Here is a 19500-nt window from a genome sequence, read left to right on the forward strand (position 1 = left end):
ATGGTGATACCACGAGCTTTTTCTTCTGGTGCGTTATCGATCTGGTCGAATGCACGAGCAGAACCACCGTAGGTTTTAGCCAGAACGGTAGTGATTGCAGCAGTCAGGGTAGTTTTACCATGGTCAACGTGGCCGATAGTACCAACGTTGACGTGCGGTTTTGTACGTTCAAATTTTTCTTTAGACACGGCTATATTCCTTACTATAGTGCTCTCCCCTTGGGAGAGAGCACGGGACTTAGGTTTTAATCCTGTGGATTACTTACCACGGGCTTCAATAACGGCCTGAGCAACGTTGTTAGGCGCATCATCATACTTCAGGAATTCCATGGTGTATGATGCACGACCTTTGGTCAGAGAACGCAGCTGAGTTGCATATCCGAACATTTCAGACAGCGGAACTTCAGCGTGGATCTTAACGCCAGTCACTTCGGATTCCTGACCACGCAGCATACCGCGACGACGGCTCAAGTCACCGATAACGTCACCGGTGTTCTCTTCAGGAGTTTCTACTTCAACCTTCATGATTGGCTCAAGCAGAACTGGTTTTGCTTTCTTAAAGCCTTCTTTAAAGGCAATAGACGCAGCCAGTTTAAACGCCAGTTCAGAGGAGTCAACGTCGTGGTAAGAACCGAAGTGCAGACGGATACCCATGTCAACAACCGGATAGCCAGCCAGAGGGCCCGCTTTCAGCTGTTCCTGGATGCCTTTATCAACGGCTGGGATGTATTCGCCAGGAATTACACCACCTTTGATGTCGTTGATGAACTCGTAACCTTTCGGGTTAGAGCCCGGCTCCAGTGGGTACATGTCGATCACAACGTGACCGTACTGACCGCGACCACCAGACTGCTTAGCGTGTTTACCTTCGATATCGGTAACTTTCGCGCGAATCGCTTCGCGGTAAGCAACCTGAGGTTTACCCACGTTCGCTTCAACGTTGAATTCACGCTTCATACGGTCAACGATGATGTCCAGGTGCAGTTCACCCATACCAGCGATGATGGTCTGGTTAGATTCTTCATCAGTCCATACGCGGAATGATGGGTCTTCTTTCGCCAGACGGCCCAGAGCCAGACCCATTTTTTCCTGGTCAGCTTTGGTTTTTGGTTCAACTGCGATGGAGATTACCGGCTCTGGGAACTCCATACGCTCCAGAATGATTGGGTGATCCGGGTCACACAGGGTGTCACCAGTGGTCACGTCTTTCAGACCGATAGCGGCAGCGATGTCGCCCGCACGAACTTCTTTGATCTCTTCACGTTTGTTAGCGTGCATCTGTACGATACGGCCAAAACGTTCACGCGCCGCTTTCACGGAGTTCAGGATGGTGTCACCGGAGTTAACCACACCAGAGTATACGCGGAAGAAGGTCAGGTTACCCACGAATGGGTCGGTAGCAATTTTGAACGCCAGTGCAGAGAATGGCTCTTCGTCGCTTGCGTGACGCTCAGCCGGAGTATCTTTACCGTCGTCCAGGATGCCGTTGATCGCAGGAACGTCAACCGGGGATGGCAGGTAGTCAACTACCGCATCCAGCATCGCCTGAACACCTTTGTTCTTGAACGCAGAACCACAGGTTACCAGGATGATTTCGTTGTTCAGAACGCGCTGACGCAGAGCTTTTTTGATCTCTTCTTCAGTCAGTTCTTCACCACCCAGGTATTTCTCCATCAGCTCTTCAGAAGCTTCAGCAGCGGATTCGATCAGGTTCTGGTGCCATTCGTCAGCCAGGTCCTGCATTGCAGCTGGGATATCTTCGTATTCGAAGGTAACGCCCTGGTCTGCATCGTTCCAGTTGATGGCTTTCATTTTCACCAGGTCGATAACGCCGGTGAAGCCTTCTTCAGCACCAATTGCCAGCTGCAGCGGAACAGGGTTCGCGCCCAGACGGGTTTTGATCTGGCCAACAACTTTCAGGAAGTTAGCACCCATACGGTCCATTTTGTTAACGAACGCGATGCGTGGAACTTTATATTTGTTCGCCTGACGCCATACGGTTTCAGACTGTGGCTGAACACCACCAACTGCGCAATAAACCATTACCGCGCCGTCAAGAACACGCATGGAACGTTCTACTTCGATGGTGAAGTCAACGTGCCCTGGGGTGTCGATGATGTTTACGCGATGCGGTTCATACTGCTTAGCCATACCTGACCAGAATGCAGTAGTCGCTGCGGAGGTGATAGTGATACCACGCTCCTGCTCCTGTTCCATCCAGTCCATGGTGGCTGCGCCGTCATGAACTTCACCGATTTTGTGGTTTACACCGGTGTAGAACAGAATACGTTCGGTAGTAGTGGTTTTACCGGCGTCGATGTGCGCACTGATACCGATGTTACGGTAGCGTGCGATGGGTGTTGTACGAGCCATTTGATTCCTCGTTTATATCTTTAGACGTTCAGTTAAGTTACCCAGAGCGGGCGGCTTCTCTGAAGCGCCCGCCTGGTGACTAATACTCCGAAGGGATTACCAACGGTAGTGTGCGAACGCCTTGTTGGCTTCTGCCATACGGTGAACGTCTTCACGTTTCTTAACTGCAGTACCTTTGTTGTCTGCAGCATCAGAAAGTTCGTTCGCCAGACGCAGAGCCATGGATTTATCACCGCGTTTACGAGCAGCTTCAACGATCCAACGCATTGCCAGAGCATTACGACGAACCGGACGAACTTCAACTGGAACCTGATAAGTAGAACCACCAACGCGGCGAGACTTAACTTCTACAGTCGGGCGCACGTTGTCGAGAGCGACTTCGAAAGCTTCCAGTTCATTTTTACCAGAGCGCTGAGCCAGGGTCTCCAGCGCGCTGTATACGATTGCTTCTGCAGTAGATTTTTTACCATCTACCATCAGGATATTTACAAATTTTGCCAGCAGTTCTGATCCGAATTTCGGATCTGGAAGAATTTTACGCTGACCAATGACGCGACGACGTGGCATGGGAATACTCCGTTGTTAATTCAGGATTGTCCAAAACTCTACGAGTTTAGTTTGACATTAAGATAAATCAGTTTGGCCTTACTTAACGGAGAACCATTAAGCCTTAGGACGCTTCACGCCGTACTTGGAGCGAGCCTGCTTACGGTCTTTAACACCTGAGCAGTCCAGCGCACCACGAACGGTGTGGTAACGAACACCCGGAAGGTCTTTAACACGACCGCCACGGATCAGGATCACGGAGTGCTCCTGCAGGTTGTGACCTTCACCACCGATGTAGGAAGTCACTTCGAAACCGTTAGTCAAACGCACACGGCATACTTTACGCAGTGCGGAGTTTGGTTTTTTAGGAGTGGTGGTATATACACGAGTACATACACCACGTTTCTGCGGGCAGGCTTCCAGCGCAGGCACGTTGCTCTTTGCAACTTTGCGTGCACGTGGTTTGCGTACCAGCTGGTTAACTGTTGCCATTAAATAGCTCCTGGTTTTAGCTTTTGCTTCGTAAACACGTAATAAAACGACCTCATACAATATGAGGACGCGAAATTTTAGGGCTACGTCGAAAAGGTGTCAAGAAATATACAGCGATCTCAAATCACCAGTTCATTTGACTGGCGTGCGTCACAGTAAGATTGACGAAATCAGTATAGCCAACCACGTCAATTTTGGCTGAAATTTGACCAGAAAGACCCCGCGCATCCAGATCCTCCTTCAGCGCAGAGACCGTTATGGGGGCATTTGTGAGGATTTCAACGAAACGGCTGCCGTCCAGCGCAGCAAGCACGCCATCCTGAATCAGCAGCAGATCATCGCCTTCGCGCAGCATGCTCACGAGCGTGTCGATATCACATTGCCACGGTGAGCGGCTCAGGGTATGGAGCATGGCAGCCTCAGAAAGTCAGAACAGTGTCGTAATGCGAGAGTTGCTCGCGCAGGGCAGCGGACGTCAAGCGCGTCGCATCCAGCACCAGGGGCGTCTTGTCATTCAATCCGCGCGCGGCCAGCGAATCGGCGCAGACATACAACGTTTCAATGTCGTACAGCGGTAACACTTTGAAGGTGGCGATATAATCCCGCGCCAGAATGGCCTGTGGCTGCTGACCCGCCAGAAGCTGAAACACCCCGTCCCCCAAAAAGAAGACGCCGATATCTTCAGTCAACGCGGAAGTCGCGAGCAGCGCATCCAGCCCTTCTCTGCCGGATGCATTGCCGTGCGGTGCCGAGGTAAAAACAAACGCGACACGCTTCATCAGAACTGCACCACTCTGTCGCAGGTTAACGCCGCCTGGGCCAGTGCCCCGAGACCACTCAACGAAAAACCGGGCTGCAGGTTAGCGCCTGCTAAACCAAGACGCCCGGCTTCAGTTGCATCAGCGACACCGCGACGCAGCGCCGCCGCGACGCAGATATGCAGCGCAACGCCCTGCTTTTCGTTTAAAGCCTGCCACGCACGCACCAGATCAAACTCGTCGCTTGCCGGCGACGTAAACTGGTTCGCGTTATACACCCCTTCCCGATAGAAGAAGACGCTCGCCAGCTCATGCCCGGCCGCCAGAAGCGCATGCGCAAACTGCAGCGCGCTGCTGGCCTGCTGTGTACCGTACGCCGGGCCTGTCACCATTAACGCAAAACGCATTACTTGTCTTGTCCCAGGAAATCACCGCTTTTGAACTGGCGGATGTAGAGGTAGACCGTGTGCTTGGAGATGTTCAGACGATCGGCCACCTGGTTGATGGCGTCTTTGATATCAAAAATCCCTTTCTCGTAGAGATTAAGCACGATCTGGCGATTCTTGGCGTTGTTCGAGACGTTGCGATCGGCATTCACCTCTTCAATCGTAAACTCAAGCGTCTGCGTGACCAGATCTTCGACGGAGGAGGCAAAGTTAACCGATGAGCCAACATCCGGCGTTTCAGGTGGAATAAAGGTGCTCATGATTTGCGAGAATGGCACATCAAGGTTCATGTTGATGCACAGCAGCCCAATCACACGATGCTCGCGGTTTCGAATCGCGATAGTTTCTGATTTCATCAGCACGCCACTTTTGGCGCGGGTGAAATAGCATTTGGAGACGCTGCTGTCCGCGCCGGTCATGTCATGCAACATACGCAATGCAAGGTCGGTGATTGGCGAACCAATTTTACGGCCAGTATGCTCACCATTCGCAATGCGGATAGCGGAACACTTCAGATCTTGCAGGGAGTGCAATACGATTTCGCAGTGGGAGCCAATGAGCATCGCTAACCCGTCCACCACCGCTTCATAGGATTTCAGAATATCGAAGTCGGTCTGGTCAAAAGGACGTTGATCCAGCAAATCAAGTTCACTGGTTTCGTTGGTTAAAAGCGACCTGGACATGAAAAAAACACTCCTTTTCAGGAGCCTGTCATTCGGTTTTCAGGGCAGGCTCATTATCTACACGGACAACTAAATTAATACAGCGTGTATAGCGCTTTCCAGTGTTAATTATATCTGCCCCACAATAAAAAAACCGCCGCCTGAAAGGCGGCGGTTTTTGTCACATTACTTCTTAGCGTCTGTCGCTGCTTTTTCTTCAGCCGGCGCGTCTGCCTTCGCATCCGCTTTCGGTGCCGGTTTGATGTCCAGCAGCTCTACGTCAAAGACCAGCGTAGAGTTGGCAGGGATACCCGGAACGCCGGTTTTGCCATAGGCCAGATCTGGTGGGATAACCAGCTTGATTTTGCCGCCTTTCTTGATGTTTTTCAGGCCTTCAGTCCAGCCTGGGATCACACCATCCAGACGGAAAGAGAGTGGCTCACCACGGGTGTAAGAGTTATCGAACTCTTTACCGTCGATCAGCGTACCTTTGTAGTTCACGACAACAGTGTCGCTGTCTTTAGGCGCATCGCCGGTGCCTTCTTTCTCAACTTTGTACACCAGGCCAGTAGACGAGGTTTTCACACCTTTCTCTTTAGCAAAGGTATCGCGGTAGGCTTTGCCTTTCGCTTCGTTGTCTTTCGCGTCCGCTTCCATCTTAGTCTGAGCGGCACCTTTCACACGCGCTTCAAACGCCTGCAGAGTCTGTTCGATTTCCTGGTCAGAGAGCTTGCTCTTATCAGCAAAGGCGTCCTGAACGCCGGCGATCAGCTGGGCTTTATCCAGTTTGATGCCCAGTTTCTCTTGTTCTTTCAGAGAGTTTTCCATGTAACGGCCCAGAGATGCGCCCAGTGCGTAGGCGGATTTCTGGTCGTCATTTTTGAACGCCGCTTTGCTGTCTGCCGTGGCAGCAGGCTTCGCAGCAGTGTCAGCCGCGAATGACAGCGGCGCGTTCAGCGCAACAGCCATTGTCGTTGCCAGCAGCGTTACTTTAAACAGTGATTTCATCCATATCTCCAGGGCCTGGGGACTCTCACCCCAGCATTAAACGTAAAATGAGTGACGTACTATAAAACGTTGCGGAAGAAATCTACAGACAGACACTTCCAATTCTCGCCACTTTTCAGACTATTTTTGTTTAAATAAGTTTCTTGCCAGGGGGATGCAGACTGTACTTAAGGATAAACTCAGTTAAACTGCGCCGCCGCGGGGCCATTATGGCGAATCTGAAATAAACGAGGTGAATGATGAAGGATACAGCATTAGAAGCGAGAATGGCTGAGCTGGAAAGCCGCCTGGCTTTTCAGGACATCACCATCGAAGAACTGAACCAGACCGTGACCGCACATGAGCTCGAAATGGCGAAACTGCGGGATCATATGCGCCTGCTGACGGAAAAGCTGAAGGCCACCCAGCCGTCGAACATTGCCTCTCAGTCGGAAGAGACGCCACCTCCTCATTATTGAGGCATAAAAAAAGCGGGATTCTCCCGCTTTTTTGTGCCCGGTGTCGCGAAGCTTACCGGGCCAGCCTGTCAAACGACAGGCCTTAGTGGCAGCCGCAGCCGCCGTTACCGCAACCACCTTTACCGTGACCGTGGTCGTGACCATGGTCATGGCCGTGGCCACCGCAGCAGCCGTCGTGGCCGTGATCGTGGTCATGGTCGTGACCGTGCGCACCGTGAACGTGGCCATGAGCCAGCTCTTCTTCGGTTGCTTCACGGATAGCGACAACTTCAACGTTGAACTTCAGGTTCTGGCCAGCCAGCATGTGGTTGCCGTCAACCACAACGTGGTCGTCTTCCACTTCGGTGATTTCAACAGGAACCGGACCCTGGTCGGTTTCAGCCAGGAAACGCATGCCAACCTGCAGCTCGTCAACGCCCATGAACACGTCTTTAGGCACGCGCTGAACCAGGTTGTCGTCATACTGACCGTAAGCGTCGTTCGCGCCTACAGCAACGTCAAATTTGTCGCCAACTTCATGACCTTCCAGCGCGTTTTCCAGGCCAGAAATCAGGGAACCGTGACCATGCAGGTAGTCAAGCGGCGCACTCACCGGAGACTCATCAACCAACACACCGTCTTCTGTACGTACCTGATAGGCCAGGCTGACCACCAGGTCTTTTGCTACTTTCATGATATCTCCTGAGCGTGGGAAAATTGCTGGCGCAGATTGTAGCGGAAATCTGCACCCGTGTACCCTTTAGCTTAAAAAAACTCAGGGCATATCGCTAGTCCGGATGAAAAATCCCGATAACTTGCTCTTCTTTGCGCACATGATCGCGGGCCTCTTTATCAGCTTCTCGCATCTGGTGACCGCACTTAACACACTCAACAACATCAATATTATTCTCCCGCCACATTGCCAGGGTATCTTGCGCCTGGCAGGAGGGACATTTTGCACCCGCAATAAAGCGTTTACGTACAACCATCTTTCGTTACCCTTTATTCAAATTCATCCCAGCCATCAAGCTGGCGTCGTTCCTGTTGCATCTCGCGCTGGAAGATCTCCTCCAGTTCGCGACGCGCTTCCCGCACGCGAGAGATCTGCGCCGTATCGGTATGCACCGGCATCAGCTCGCGTAACATTCGCATATCCAGCCGGCGGAAATGCATCTGGGCGCGTTGCGCCTGGTGAGGATGCATCCCCAGCGAGATTAACGCTTTGCGACCCAACTCCAGCGCACTGGAAAACGTTTCACGAGAGAAGTGTTTCACACCCGCCTGCAACAGTTCGTGAGCTTCAACACGTCCACGCGCACGCGCCAGAATGTGCAGATGCGGAAAATGCTGCTGACAGAGCTCCACCAGCTTCATCGTGTCTTCTGGATCGTTGCAGGTAATCACAATGGACTCGGCGGCCTCTGCGCCAGCAGAGCGCAACAGCTCGAGCTGGGTCGCGTCGCCGTAATAAACCTTATAGCCATATTTGCGCATCAGGTTGACCGCGCTGATATCGCGCTCCAGCACGGTAATGCGCATCTTGTTCGCCATCAACAAACGTCCGATAACCTGTCCGAAGCGGCCAAAGCCCACCACAATCACCTGCGGCTTGTCGTCTTCCACCCACGGAGCTTCATCTTCATCGTCAGACGGGTTTAAGCGACGCGACAGAAGTTTATCCACCAGCTTCATCAGCAGCGGCGTGGTCATCATCGACAGCGTAACCGTCACCAGCAAAAGCGCCATCTGATCGTCTTTAAAAAGCTTCTGGGAGGAGGCGGTGGAGAAGAGCACAAACGCGAACTCGCCCCCCTGGCTTAACACGCTGGCAAACTGCATACGCTCCGAACTGCGCAAGCCGTAAATGCGTGCCATGACGTACAGCACCAGTGTTTTTACCGCCACCAGAATGGCAACGCTGACCACAACCCACAGCAGATGGGTATAGAGCACACCGAGATTGAGCGCCATCCCCACCGAAATAAAGAACAGCCCTAACAGCAACCCTTTAAAGGGATCGATAGCAATCTCCAGCTCGTGGCGATATTCGCTCTCTGCCAGCAGCACCCCGGCGATAAAGGTGCCGAGCGCCATCGACAGCCCCAGCGCGTCCATAAACAACGCCGATCCCAGCACCAGCAGCAGCGTCGCGGCGGTAAAGACTTCGCGCACGCCCGAGGCGGCAATAAAACGGAACACGGGACGTAACAGGAAACGTCCGCCAATCAGCATGCCCGCAAAGGCCAGCACCTTCATGGCAATTTTCGCCCAGTCAAAATGATCGTCGCCGGAACCAGCCAGCAGCGGCACCAGCGCCAGCGCCGGGATCACCGCTAAATCCTGGAACAGCAGCACCGAAAAGCCCAGTTGACCGGCTTCGTTGCGGTTCATCCCTTTGTCGCGCATCAGCTGCAGGGCCATCGCCGTCGACGACATCGCAAGGCCTATTCCGCCTATCACCGCCGCCTGCCAGGAAAAGTCCGTCAGCATTAACAGGCCGCCCAGAATCGCGGCGCTGAACAACACCTGCGCGGCACCCACGCCAAAGATAGAGCGTCGGAGCTGCCATAATTTAGAAGGATTCAGCTCCAGGCCGATGATGAACATCAGGAACACCACGCCCAGCTCGGAGAAGTGGAGTATTTCATCCACATCACTGATGAATCCCAGCCCCCAGGGACCAATCGCGATCCCCGCCAGCAGATACCCCAGCACCGCCCCGATTCCAATCCGTGCAGCAAACGGCACCGCGACAACGGCCGCAAATAAAAACAGCACCCCGGCGAGGAGCAAATTCGATCCTTCCATTAACGACCTCCTGCCGGAATCGGTGACGCCAGCCATTCACCATAGGCTCGGGCGTGGCTCGCCAGCTCTTTGGGATCCTGACGCCGCGCCCAGTAGACAATAATCGGGCTCATCCAGTGCATACGGCACATTGCCGCCGTCAGCTCGAAAGGCCGCAGGATGTCGCTCATCGGATAGCGGTTCAGCCCGTCGTGGCGGTAAGCGCTTTCTGGCTCACCGGTGGTGATCACACTACGCCAGTACTTTCCCGCCAGTTGGTTGCCCCCCACCCCGCTGGAAAAGCCCCGGCTCAGCACGCGGTCCAGCCACTCTTTGAGCAGCGCCGGACAGCTGTAGGTATAAAGCGGATGCTGGAACACAATCACGTCATGCTGACGCAGCAGTTCCTGCTCATAAGGAATATCAATAAAGAAATCAGGATAGTGCGCGTAGAGATCGTGCACCGTCACGTTGCTGAGCTGAGTAGCCGGCTTAAGCAGAACCCGGTTCGCCACCGAGTCCTGAGATTCCGGATGGGCATACAGCAGCAGCACTTTTGCTGTCTGAGACATCATTCCCCTCCCGGTCTTGTTTCTGTTTTTGTGTATCGTCGTTGTTTTGGGCTACCATGGCGGCCCGGTGCGGAAAATGGCCCACACCTTACATTATCATAATGACAAATTAACATAGTCGGAACATACGGCGCTTCTATGATTGTTTTCTCCTCGTTACAAATTCGTCGCGGTGTGCGCGTCCTGCTGGATAACGCCACTGCTACCATCAACCCGGGCCAAAAAGTGGGTCTGGTCGGCAAAAACGGCTGTGGTAAATCCACGCTGCTGGCGCTGCTGAAAAACGAGATTAGCGCGGATGGCGGTAACTTTACCTTCCCGGGGAACTGGCAGCTCGCCTGGGTGAATCAGGAGACGCCCGCCCTCAGCGAACCGGCACTCGACTATGTTATCGACGGGGACCGTGAATACCGTAAACTCGAGGCGGAACTCAACGCCGCTAACGAGCGCAACGACGGCCACGCCATCGCCACCGTTCACGGCAAGCTGGACGCCATTGACGCGTGGACCATTCGCTCCCGCGCCTCCAGCCTGTTGCACGGCCTGGGCTTCAGCAATGAACAGCTGGAACGCCCGGTCAGCGACTTCTCCGGCGGCTGGCGTATGCGCCTCAACCTGGCGCAGGCGCTGATCTGTCGCTCTGATCTGCTGCTGCTCGATGAACCGACCAACCACCTCGATCTCGATGCGGTTATTTGGCTGGAGAAGTGGCTTAAGAGCTATCAGGGCACTCTGATTCTGATCTCCCACGACCGCGACTTCCTCGACCCGGTGGTGGATAAAATCATTCACATCGAACAGCAAACGATGTTCGAGTACACCGGTAACTACAGCTCCTTCGAGCGCCAGCGCGCGACGCGTCTTGCCCAGCAGCAGTCCATGTACGAAAGCCAGCAGCAGCGTGTCGCGCACCTGCAGAGCTTTGTGGATCGCTTCAAGGCCAAAGCGTCTAAAGCGAAGCAGGCCCAGAGCCGCATCAAGATGCTGGAACGCATGGAGATGATTGCCCCGGCGCACGTGGACAACCCGTTCCACTTCAGCTTCCGCGCGCCGGAAAGCCTGCCAAACCCGCTGCTGAAGATGGAAAAAGTGAGCGCCGGATACGGCGATCGTACAATTCTCGACTCCATCAAGCTCAACCTGGTGCCGGGTTCACGTATTGGTCTGCTGGGACGCAACGGTGCCGGTAAATCCACGCTGATCAAACTGCTGGCGGGCGAGCTTAACCCGGTCAGCGGCGAAATCGGGCTGGCGAAGGGCATCAAGCTTGGCTACTTCGCCCAGCATCAGCTGGAATTTTTACGCGCGGATGAATCCCCGATCCAGCACCTGGCGCGTCTGGCGCCGCAGGAGATGGAGCAGAAGCTGCGCGATTATCTCGGCGGCTTCGGCTTCCAGGGCGATAAGGTCACCGAAAACACCGAACGTTTCTCCGGCGGCGAAAAAGCCCGTCTGGTGCTGGCGCTGATCGTCTGGCAGCGCCCGAACCTGCTGCTGCTCGATGAACCGACCAACCACCTCGATCTCGACATGCGTCAGGCGCTGACCGAAGCGCTGATTGAGTTCGAAGGCGCACTGGTTGTGGTTTCGCACGACCGTCACCTGATCCGCTCCACCACGGACGATCTCTACTTAGTGCACGACGGCAAAGTCGAGCCGTTCGACGGCGATCTGGAAGACTACCAGCAGTGGCTGACGGACGTGCAGAAGCAGGAAAACCAGCCGGAAGAGCCAACGAAAGAGAACGCCAATAGCGCTCAGGCGCGTAAAGACCAGAAACGCCGTGAAGCGGAGCTGCGCACCCAGACGCAGCCGCTGCGTAAAGAGATTGCCCGTCTCGAAAAAGAGATGGAAAAGCTCAACGCCACGCTTGCTACCGTTGAAGAGAAGCTTGGCGACAGCGGTCTGTATGACCAGAGCCGTAAAGCGGAGCTAACGGACTGCCTGCAAACCCAGGCGAAGACCAAATCGAACCTCGAAGAGTGTGAGATGGCCTGGCTCGACGCCCAGGAACAGCTGGAAGCGATGCTGCAGGCCGACTGAGTATTTCCCCCGTTTTGCGAACAGGATCCGTCCCTGGTTCGGAAATCCTGGCTAAACGGGGTACAATTCGGAAAGTATCGTAAATTTCCGACAAGAATCAGCATCGCGCTTATGACCCAAATCATTCCATCAGACTTCGACATTGCGGCCGAAGACAGCACTGAGTTCGTGCCTATGCGCGGCGTGGCCAATCGCCATTTGCAGACCATGCTGCCGCGACTGATCCGCCGCAAGGTTCAGTTCACCCCGCACTGGCAACGGCTTGACCTGCCGGACGGTGACTTTCTGGATCTCGCCTGGAGCGAAGCACCTGAGCAGGCCCGCCATAAGCCGCGCCTGGTGGTCTTTCACGGTCTGGAAGGCAGTCTGCACAGCCCTTATGCGCATGGGTTAATTGAGGCGGCAAAAGCGCGCGGCTGGCTCGGCGTGGTGATGCATTTTCGCGGCTGTAGCGGCGAACCCAATCGTCAGAAACGCATTTATCACTCGGGTGAAACCGAAGACGGTACGTGGTTTTTGCACTGGCTGCGGGATAATTTTGGCAACGTGCCAACCGCCGCCGTGGGCTACTCGCTGGGCGGCAATATGCTGGCCTGTCTGCTGGCCAAAGAGGGCGAAAGCGTACCGCTGAATGCGGCCGTCATTGTCTCCGCCCCGTTTATGCTGGAGCAGTGCAGCTACCATATGGATAAAGGCTTTTCCCGCGTCTATCAGCGCTATCTGCTCAACCTGCTGAAAGCCAACGCGGCGCGTAAGCTGAAGGCTTACCCGGATACGCTGCCGGTCAGCCTGCGCCAGCTGAAAAAGGTGCGCCGAATTCGCGAGTTCGACGATCTGATCACCGCCAAAATTCACGGCTTCGCCGATGCGATTGATTACTATCGTCAGTGCAGCGCCATGCCGCTGCTCAGCAAGATCACGCAACCGACGCTGATCATTCATGCCAAAGATGACCCCTTTATGGATCACCACTCGATCCCCGCGCAGGAGTTTCTGCCCGACAACGTTCACTATCAGTTGACCGAGCATGGCGGCCACGTCGGGTTTATCGGTGGCACGCTGCGCCGCCCGAAAATGTGGCTTGAGACGCGTATCCCTGACTGGCTAACCCCTTATCTGGACGGTGCAAAATGATTATTCCCTGGCAGGATCTGGCTCCCGAAACGCTCGATAATCTGATTGAAAGCTTTGTATTGCGCGAAGGCACCGATTATGGTGAACATGAACGCTCGCTTGAGCAAAAGGTCAACGATATAAAGCGCCAGCTGAAAAGCGGCGACGTGGTGCTGGTGTGGTCAGAACTGCATGAGACGGTCAATATCATGCCCCGCAACGCGTTTCACGGCTGATCTTCCACCCTTTTCAGTCAGGGAGTTGTTATGTCTGCCAGACATCCGATTATTGCCGTTACGGGGTCGAGTGGTGCGGGAACCACCACCACCAGCCTCGCCTTTCGCAAGATTTTCGCCCAGCTGAATCTCCGTGCGGCGGAGGTCGAAGGTGACAGCTTTCACCGCTACACGCGTCCGGAGATGGATATGGCCATCCGTAAGGCGCGCGATCTGGGTAAACACATCAGTTACTTCGGCCCGGAGGCCAATGACTTCGGCCTGCTGGAGCAAACCTTTATTGAGTACGGACAGAGCGGCAAAGGGCAGTCCCGCAAGTATCTGCATACCTATGATGAAGCCGTTCCCTGGAATCAGGTGCCGGGCACCTTTACTCCCTGGCAGCCACTGCCGGAACCTACCGACGTCCTGTTCTACGAAGGTTTACACGGCGGCGTGGTCACGCCGCAGCATGACGTGGCGCGCCACGTGGATCTGCTGGTCGGCGTGGTGCCTATTGTTAACCTGGAGTGGATCCAGAAGCTGACGCGTGACATGAGCGAGCGCGGCCACTCGCGCGAGGCAGTGATGGATTCGGTGGTGCGCTCCATGGAAGATTACATCAACTACCTGACGCCGCAGTTTTCCCGCACCCATATCAACTTCCAGCGCGTGCCGACGGTGGACACCTCCAACCCGTTTGCCGCCAAAAGTATCCCGTCGCTGGATGAGAGCTTTGTGGTGATCCATTTCCGCAATCTCGAAGGCATTGATTATCCGTGGCTGCTGGCGATGCTGCAGGGCTCGTTCATTTCTCACATGAATACATTAGTGGTGCCGGGCGGAAAAATGGGACTGGCAATGGAATTAATTATGCTACCGCTGGTAAAAAGGCTGGTGGAGGGGAAGAAATCCCAGAGTTGTTAAGAGGATAACCTGTTTCTCGTTCAATTATCTTACGCAAGAATACCGTGCGCGGTGTTCTTGCATTCCCCGCACCATAGCCCTTCCAATTTAAATACATAAAACAAACACTCCTCACCTGAAATGATTATTTAAAAGTAACAAATATTATTATTTAAAAAATCTTAAACCACTTTCAAATATAACTAATTCGCCCAGTTCCTTTTCAAACATTATTATCATCTATGAATAACATCATTTTATTACTCTCTGCACAGGGATACGGATTAATTGTTCCTTGCAAATGAGTTACTTGATAAAAAGGAATTTATTAATGGAAAATAGAAAAAAAGTGCTTGCAGTTTGTATAGCACTCGCACTGAGCAGTAAAGTGTATGCTGAAGAGCTCAGTGATACCCGCAAGTCATGCCCGCAAAATACCAGCAGCCTCACCAAATCCCAAAAAGATAAGTTACCGGATGAATGTAAACGCGAACAGTGGGGGTGGGCTGCGGGGGGGATTGCCGCCCTGCTTACCGGCGTTGCAGTCGGCGTTCACAACAGCGGTGGCGATGGCGATCATACATCGTCAACGCCCGCAGATAATGACAATGACGATGGCGATCATACATCGTCAACGCCCGCAGATAATGACAATGACGATGGCGATCATACGCCGCCAACGCCCCCGGATGATGGCAATGACGACGGCGATCATACACCGCCAACGCCACCGGATGATAACAATGACGACGGTACTGATGACGGTGGCGATGTCACCCCACCGGACACCAGCGTAACAACTTATAATAACGGCGTTACCCTGGACCGCGGCGCGAAAACCGTGACGTTTGATACTGTCACCCTTAATGGCGAGAGTTGGCAAAACGTTACATTCAGCTATGTGCAGGATGGTAACAACTACATCCTTACCGCGCCGGATGGCCGCACGCTTATTATTAATCAGAAATATATCACCAGCGACAACAATGCTGTCATGGCCGGGATACAGAGCGGCACCGGCTATGTCTGGAAATATGACAGCCAGGGGCGCTTCTGGTTTGCCACTGCCGACACAACGATTATTGAGGGTAATGGTCAAACCAACACCCTTGACAACAGTACCACAGCCAGCGGCGCCAACAGCATCGGCACGCTGATTTCAGGTGATAAGACGGAAAATAGTCTTAACGGTGATATTACCGCTGGCGAGAGCGCCATCGGCGTCGTCATCAGCGGTGATGAAACGAACACCACCATCAACGGAAATATTTACGCCTCCGGCGGCGCAACAGGGCTGTTTGTTTCCGGCAATGACGCATCCGTGACCAACAAAGGTACCATTACCGCCGTCGACACCGGCTCCGTCGGCGTGGCGATAGGCGGTAACCATGCCACGTTCAGCAATGTCGGCAACATCGACAGTTCCCTCAGCGGCACCGGGGTCAGCATTACCGGTGACGATGCGACGGTACGGCTTGACGGCGCGGTTAACGTGCATGTTGAGCAGAATAAGGACGGCATTTACCAGGGCGCAACGGGCGTCAGCATCACCGGCGATCGTTCTGACACCACCATTACCGGCAATATCACGCTCACCAACACGGACACGACTAACTCAGCGACGGGATTGTTAACCGGTCTGGACGTCACCGGTGACAACAATAACGTCACCCTGGACGGCACGCTAGCGCTCAATTTGACCTCTTCAGTACAAAGCCCTTTCATGGCGCAAGGTATTGCCGTGAGTGGCACGGGTAATCATGTACAGCTCAAAAGCGGTGTGGCGATAAATGCCACATTATTGGATTACGCGAACCCCATTTTGAGTGCTCTCAGTATCACGGGAGATAATACTGTCAGCGTGAGCGGCAACTCTACACTATCTACGAATGAAGGGGCGTCCCAGACGCCGGTATCGCTGGCGTACGTCGAGGGCGGGGGAACACTGGTTCTTAATACCGATTCCGTACTGGATATCAACATCAAGCCTAACCCTGCTCAGTTCGATTACTATGGCTCTCTGTATGCCACTGGCAGCGGCAGCACGATTGATAATAAGGGGATAATCAATGCCACAGGATTCCCTACTACCATGAGTGCCGCAAATGGCGCAGTGGTCAGCAACAGCGGCGCCATAAATGCCGCGCCATCGTCTGATGCGTTCCGGTCAGCGCTGCTCATAGCAAATGGCGCCAGCAGCATGGCGCTCAACCGTGCTGGCGGTGAGATCAACATCCTTTCAACCAGCACGCCCTTTTCCTCTGGGGGAGTCGCTATTTTCCCTTTAATGTGGATCAAGAATACGGCATACGCCCTGCTGGCAAACAATGGTGGAGCGGTAGAAAACCAGGCGGACGCCACCATTACCCTTCAGGGGGCAGGACTGCACGGCGTGGCAGCATCAATGGGAACGGCCAGCAATGCCGGCACCATCAATATCGATGGTTTCCTCCCTGTGCTGGATGAAAACGGTAAGGTGACGAATAAAACGTTTGTAGCCCCCGACGGGAACAAACTTTTCACCATGGGCGCGGGGGTCATTGCCGGCTCCACCGACAGTGGAAAGGGCCATGCTACCGGTATCAACACGGGCACCATCAACGTCAATAACGAAGGCTTCGGCATGCTGGCGCTGAACGGCGGCACCGTCACCAATCAGGGCACCATTAACCTGACCGCCGACGCGGATGTCGTTAAATCTGCTGATAATCAGCTCATCGGTATGGGCGTGATGAACGGAGGTCTGGCCATCAATGACCAGACCGGGGTGATTAATATCAATGCCGATTATGGCCAGGCGTTCTACAACGACGGCACTGGCTTCATCGTGAATTACGGCACCATCTGTACGAAGGGTAACTGCCAGGACAGTGACTCCTACAATCCAACGGATAATGCGGTCTCAACTGGATACAATGCTAGCCTGCTATCGGAAAAAGACCAGACCGTGACCCTGAGCGAGGATGTCGTCATCGCCGGCGCCGTGGGTAATGACGGTACGGTGAACGGGTCGAATATTAATGTGGTCGGCGCCTCTGCCAGCCTGAATAACAGCGCGACCGGGGTTATCAACGCCAGCGTGAATCTCAAAAGCGTAACTGATACCGCCAGCAGTAATCAGGGCGTCATTGATAAGGTCACCTTCGGCGCTGCCGCCGTATTTAACAATAGCGGCACGGTAAATGATCTTGCCATGACCAGCGGTGCAACGGCGAATAACCTGAGCGGTGGAGTCATCAGCGTCTCAACTGAAATGTGGAAAGGCACGCTCAACAACTGGGGCGAAGTGGATGGCACGATGGATATCGACAGCAGCGCATTCACCTTCTATAACGCTGGCACCTTCAACGGTAAGGTGAAAACAGCTTATGCCAAAGGCGGTATGGTGGTGAATGACGGCGTCATCAATACCAGCGGCAATAACACGGTCGCCATGTCCGCCTCCGGCAGCGCAAAAATGGTTAACAATGGTACCCTCAACCTCGGCACCAAAGGCACCACAGACACCGGTATGGTCGGAATGCAGCTGGAGTCGAATGCCACCAGCTCGGCTGTAGTGGAAAACAACGGCACCATCAACATTTATGCGAATAATTCGTGGGCCTTCAGCCAGCTTGGCAATGATGGTCATATCGTCAACAACGGCACGGTCTATATTGAGGACGGCGTCACAGGCTCAGGGCTTATCAAACAGAGCGATAAAACCATTGAGGGAAGCGGCGAAGGCGGCAACGGTACAGAAACACACTATGTGGACTTCACCACGCCAGTGGCGCCTGGCTCAGACAGCAGCAGTACGGTGAAAAACTCCCTGGCTGGCTATGTGGTCGGCACCAACGCCGATGGCAGCGCCGGCAAGCTGATGGTCAACAACGCCAGTCTGAACGGCGTGGGCATCAACACCGGGTTTACCTCTGGCACCGCCGCGACAACGGTGACCTTTGACAACGTGGTTCAGGGGAGCAACCTGTCCGACGCCGGTAACATTACCTCAACCTCTGTGGTGTGGAACGCGCAGGGCAGCACGGACGCCAGCGGTAATGTTGACGTCACCATGACCAAAAACGCCTACGCGGATGTCACCACCGACAGCGCCGTTAGCAATGTTGCCTCAGCGCTGGATGCGGGTTACACCAACAATGAGCTTTACACCAGCCTTAACGTGAGCACCACGGCAGAGCTTAACAGCGCGCTGAAGCAAATCAGCGGCAGTCAGGCTAACAGTGCATTCAATCAGGCCAGAATGCTCAGCAACCGCTTCGACATGCTGGCCGATACCGCGCCGGTACTGGGCAGCGGCCTTGCGATGAACCTGGTCGCGAAAGACGACCCGCGTGCGGAGCTGGGTAAAAAAACCCGCTACGACATGCTGGCGTTGCGCCAGAAGCTGGAATTAACGGATAACCAGTCACTGTCGCTGGAGTATGGTATCGCCCGCGTAGAGGGTAATAACAGTTCGCTGGCGGGAGACAACAACGTAACCGGCGGTTACAGCCAGTTCTTTGGTCTGAAGCACGAGATGGCTTTCGATGATGGCCTGAGCTGGAATAACGACCTGCGCTACGACGTGCACACCCTCGACAGCAACCGCGCGGTCTCGTATGGCAGCGTGAGCAAATCTGCCGACAGCAGCCTGCGTCAACAGTACCTTGAGCTGCGCAGCAGTGGTGCGAAGCAGTTTGCGCTGAGCGAAGGGCTGACCGTCACGCCGTATGCAGGGGTGAAACTGCGTCATACACTGGAAGACGGTTACAGCGAGCGCAATGCCGGTGATTTTAACCTGAAGATGAACAGCGGGAGCGAAACAGCGGTGGACGGGATTGCCGGGCTGAAGCTGAACTACGCGGGCAAAAACGGCTGGGAGACAATGGCCGCGCTGGAAGGGGGGCCGAACCTGAGTTACGCGAAAAGCCAGCGTAGCGCAAGCCTGCAGGGCGCGGGCGGCCAGCAGTTTAACGTCGACGATGGTCAGAAAGGCGGCGGTATGAACAGCCTTGCGACAGTGGGCGTGAAATACAGCGGTAAAGAGAGTGCGATGAACCTGGAAGCTTTCCACTGGAAAGAGGATGGGATCAGCGACAAGGGGTTGATGATGAAATATAACCTTAGCTTCTAAGTCTCCAGCCCGGTAATGCGTGTGGCG

At 54.3% G+C, this 19500-nt stretch carries 19 protein-coding genes; 6 read left to right on the forward strand and 13 right to left on the reverse strand.

Features of this window, described 5'->3' with window-relative positions; genetic code table 11:
• The 9 genes from GM298_RS19510 to fkpA form a co-directional block, all read right to left on the reverse strand.
• A partial coding sequence (locus GM298_RS19510) for a GTP-binding protein (protein WP_044347782.1) occupies nucleotides 1–188 on the reverse strand: 188 nt, incomplete at its 3' end.
• Between the two features lie 69 nt (nucleotides 189–257).
• On the reverse strand, nucleotides 258–2372 hold the full coding sequence (fusA, locus tag GM298_RS19515; protein ID WP_021242224.1) for an elongation factor G: 2115 nt from the start codon (nucleotides 2370–2372) through the stop codon (nucleotides 258–260).
• A 96-nt stretch (nucleotides 2373–2468) separates the two neighbouring features.
• Nucleotides 2469–2939: a 30S ribosomal protein S7 gene (gene rpsG, locus GM298_RS19520; RefSeq protein ID WP_004106370.1), complete on the reverse strand. Its 471-nt coding sequence runs from the start codon at nucleotides 2937–2939 to the stop codon at nucleotides 2469–2471.
• A 96-nt stretch (nucleotides 2940–3035) separates the two neighbouring features.
• The gene (gene rpsL, locus GM298_RS19525) at nucleotides 3036–3410 is read right to left on the reverse strand and encodes a 30S ribosomal protein S12 (RefSeq protein ID WP_000246815.1); all 375 of its coding nucleotides are present in this window, start codon (nucleotides 3408–3410) and stop codon (nucleotides 3036–3038) included.
• Nucleotides 3411–3534: 124 nt separating this feature from the next.
• Nucleotides 3535–3822 (reverse strand): sulfurtransferase complex subunit TusB, encoded by a 288-nt coding sequence (tusB, locus tag GM298_RS19530; RefSeq protein ID WP_025758055.1) that lies wholly within the window; start codon nucleotides 3820–3822, stop codon nucleotides 3535–3537.
• 7 nt (nucleotides 3823–3829) lie between these two features.
• Complete coding sequence (gene tusC, locus GM298_RS19535; protein WP_266155087.1) at nucleotides 3830–4189, reverse strand: sulfurtransferase complex subunit TusC; 360 nt, start codon at nucleotides 4187–4189, stop codon at nucleotides 3830–3832.
• The gene (gene tusD / locus GM298_RS19540) at nucleotides 4189–4575 is read right to left on the reverse strand and encodes a sulfurtransferase complex subunit TusD (RefSeq protein ID WP_025758057.1); all 387 of its coding nucleotides are present in this window, start codon (nucleotides 4573–4575) and stop codon (nucleotides 4189–4191) included. The genes tusC and tusD overlap by 1 nt, the downstream gene beginning before the upstream one ends.
• Complete coding sequence (locus GM298_RS19545) at nucleotides 4575–5297, reverse strand: helix-turn-helix transcriptional regulator (protein WP_003861697.1); 723 nt, start codon at nucleotides 5295–5297, stop codon at nucleotides 4575–4577. The genes tusD and GM298_RS19545 overlap by 1 nt, the downstream gene beginning before the upstream one ends.
• Nucleotides 5298–5462: 165 nt before the next feature.
• Nucleotides 5463–6284 carry an FKBP-type peptidyl-prolyl cis-trans isomerase gene (gene fkpA, locus GM298_RS19550; protein WP_025758059.1) on the reverse strand — a complete coding sequence of 274 codons (822 nt, stop codon included), beginning with the start codon at nucleotides 6282–6284 and terminating at the stop codon, nucleotides 5463–5465.
• Nucleotides 6285–6523: 239 nt separating this feature from the next.
• Between fkpA and GM298_RS19555 the strand changes: the two genes are divergently transcribed.
• Nucleotides 6524–6742 (forward strand): protein SlyX, encoded by a 219-nt coding sequence (locus GM298_RS19555; protein ID WP_024907948.1) that lies wholly within the window; start codon nucleotides 6524–6526, stop codon nucleotides 6740–6742.
• Nucleotides 6743–6824: 82 nt separating this feature from the next.
• Here GM298_RS19555 and slyD read toward each other — a convergent pair whose 3' ends face one another.
• The 4 genes from slyD to kefG all read right to left on the reverse strand — a co-directional run bounded on the left by slyD (nucleotide 6825) and on the right by kefG (nucleotide 10083).
• Nucleotides 6825–7415, reverse strand: a complete 591-nt coding sequence (gene slyD / locus GM298_RS19560; RefSeq protein ID WP_008503010.1) for a peptidylprolyl isomerase — start codon at nucleotides 7413–7415, stop codon at nucleotides 6825–6827.
• Between the two features lie 94 nt (nucleotides 7416–7509).
• Nucleotides 7510–7710: a YheV family putative zinc ribbon protein gene (locus GM298_RS19565; protein ID WP_126801292.1), complete on the reverse strand. Its 201-nt coding sequence runs from the start codon at nucleotides 7708–7710 to the stop codon at nucleotides 7510–7512.
• A 13-nt stretch (nucleotides 7711–7723) separates the two neighbouring features.
• Nucleotides 7724–9529, reverse strand: coding sequence for a glutathione-regulated potassium-efflux system protein KefB (kefB, locus tag GM298_RS19570; protein ID WP_025758061.1), 1806 nt, complete (start codon nucleotides 9527–9529; stop codon nucleotides 7724–7726).
• Complete coding sequence (kefG, locus tag GM298_RS19575; protein WP_021242220.1) at nucleotides 9529–10083, reverse strand: glutathione-regulated potassium-efflux system ancillary protein KefG; 555 nt, start codon at nucleotides 10081–10083, stop codon at nucleotides 9529–9531. Before kefG ends, kefB begins: the two co-directional genes overlap by 1 nt.
• 135 nt (nucleotides 10084–10218) lie before the next feature.
• On the opposite strand from kefG, the gene GM298_RS19580 reads away from it, so the two are divergent.
• The 5 genes from GM298_RS19580 to GM298_RS19600 all read left to right on the forward strand — a co-directional run bounded on the left by GM298_RS19580 (nucleotide 10219) and on the right by GM298_RS19600 (nucleotide 19473).
• The gene (locus GM298_RS19580; RefSeq protein WP_266155090.1) at nucleotides 10219–12123 is read left to right on the forward strand and encodes an ABC transporter ATP-binding protein; all 1905 of its coding nucleotides are present in this window, start codon (nucleotides 10219–10221) and stop codon (nucleotides 12121–12123) included.
• Between the two features lie 111 nt (nucleotides 12124–12234).
• Nucleotides 12235–13257 (forward strand): hydrolase, encoded by a 1023-nt coding sequence (locus GM298_RS19585; RefSeq protein ID WP_045285963.1) that lies wholly within the window; start codon nucleotides 12235–12237, stop codon nucleotides 13255–13257.
• Nucleotides 13254–13472 (forward strand): YheU family protein, encoded by a 219-nt coding sequence (locus GM298_RS19590; RefSeq protein ID WP_266155091.1) that lies wholly within the window; start codon nucleotides 13254–13256, stop codon nucleotides 13470–13472. The genes GM298_RS19585 and GM298_RS19590 overlap by 4 nt, the downstream gene beginning before the upstream one ends.
• A gap of 30 nt (nucleotides 13473–13502) precedes the next feature.
• Nucleotides 13503–14378, forward strand: coding sequence for a phosphoribulokinase (locus GM298_RS19595; RefSeq protein WP_025758067.1), 876 nt, complete (start codon nucleotides 13503–13505; stop codon nucleotides 14376–14378).
• A 310-nt stretch (nucleotides 14379–14688) separates the two neighbouring features.
• On the forward strand, nucleotides 14689–19473 hold the full coding sequence (locus GM298_RS19600) for an autotransporter adhesin BigA (RefSeq protein WP_266155092.1): 4785 nt from the start codon (nucleotides 14689–14691) through the stop codon (nucleotides 19471–19473).
• Nucleotides 19474–19500: the final 27 nt, after the last annotated feature.

This window comes from Enterobacter sp. HSTU-ASh6, assembly GCF_026319105.1.
Classification (GTDB): domain Bacteria; phylum Pseudomonadota; class Gammaproteobacteria; order Enterobacterales; family Enterobacteriaceae; genus Enterobacter; species Enterobacter sichuanensis.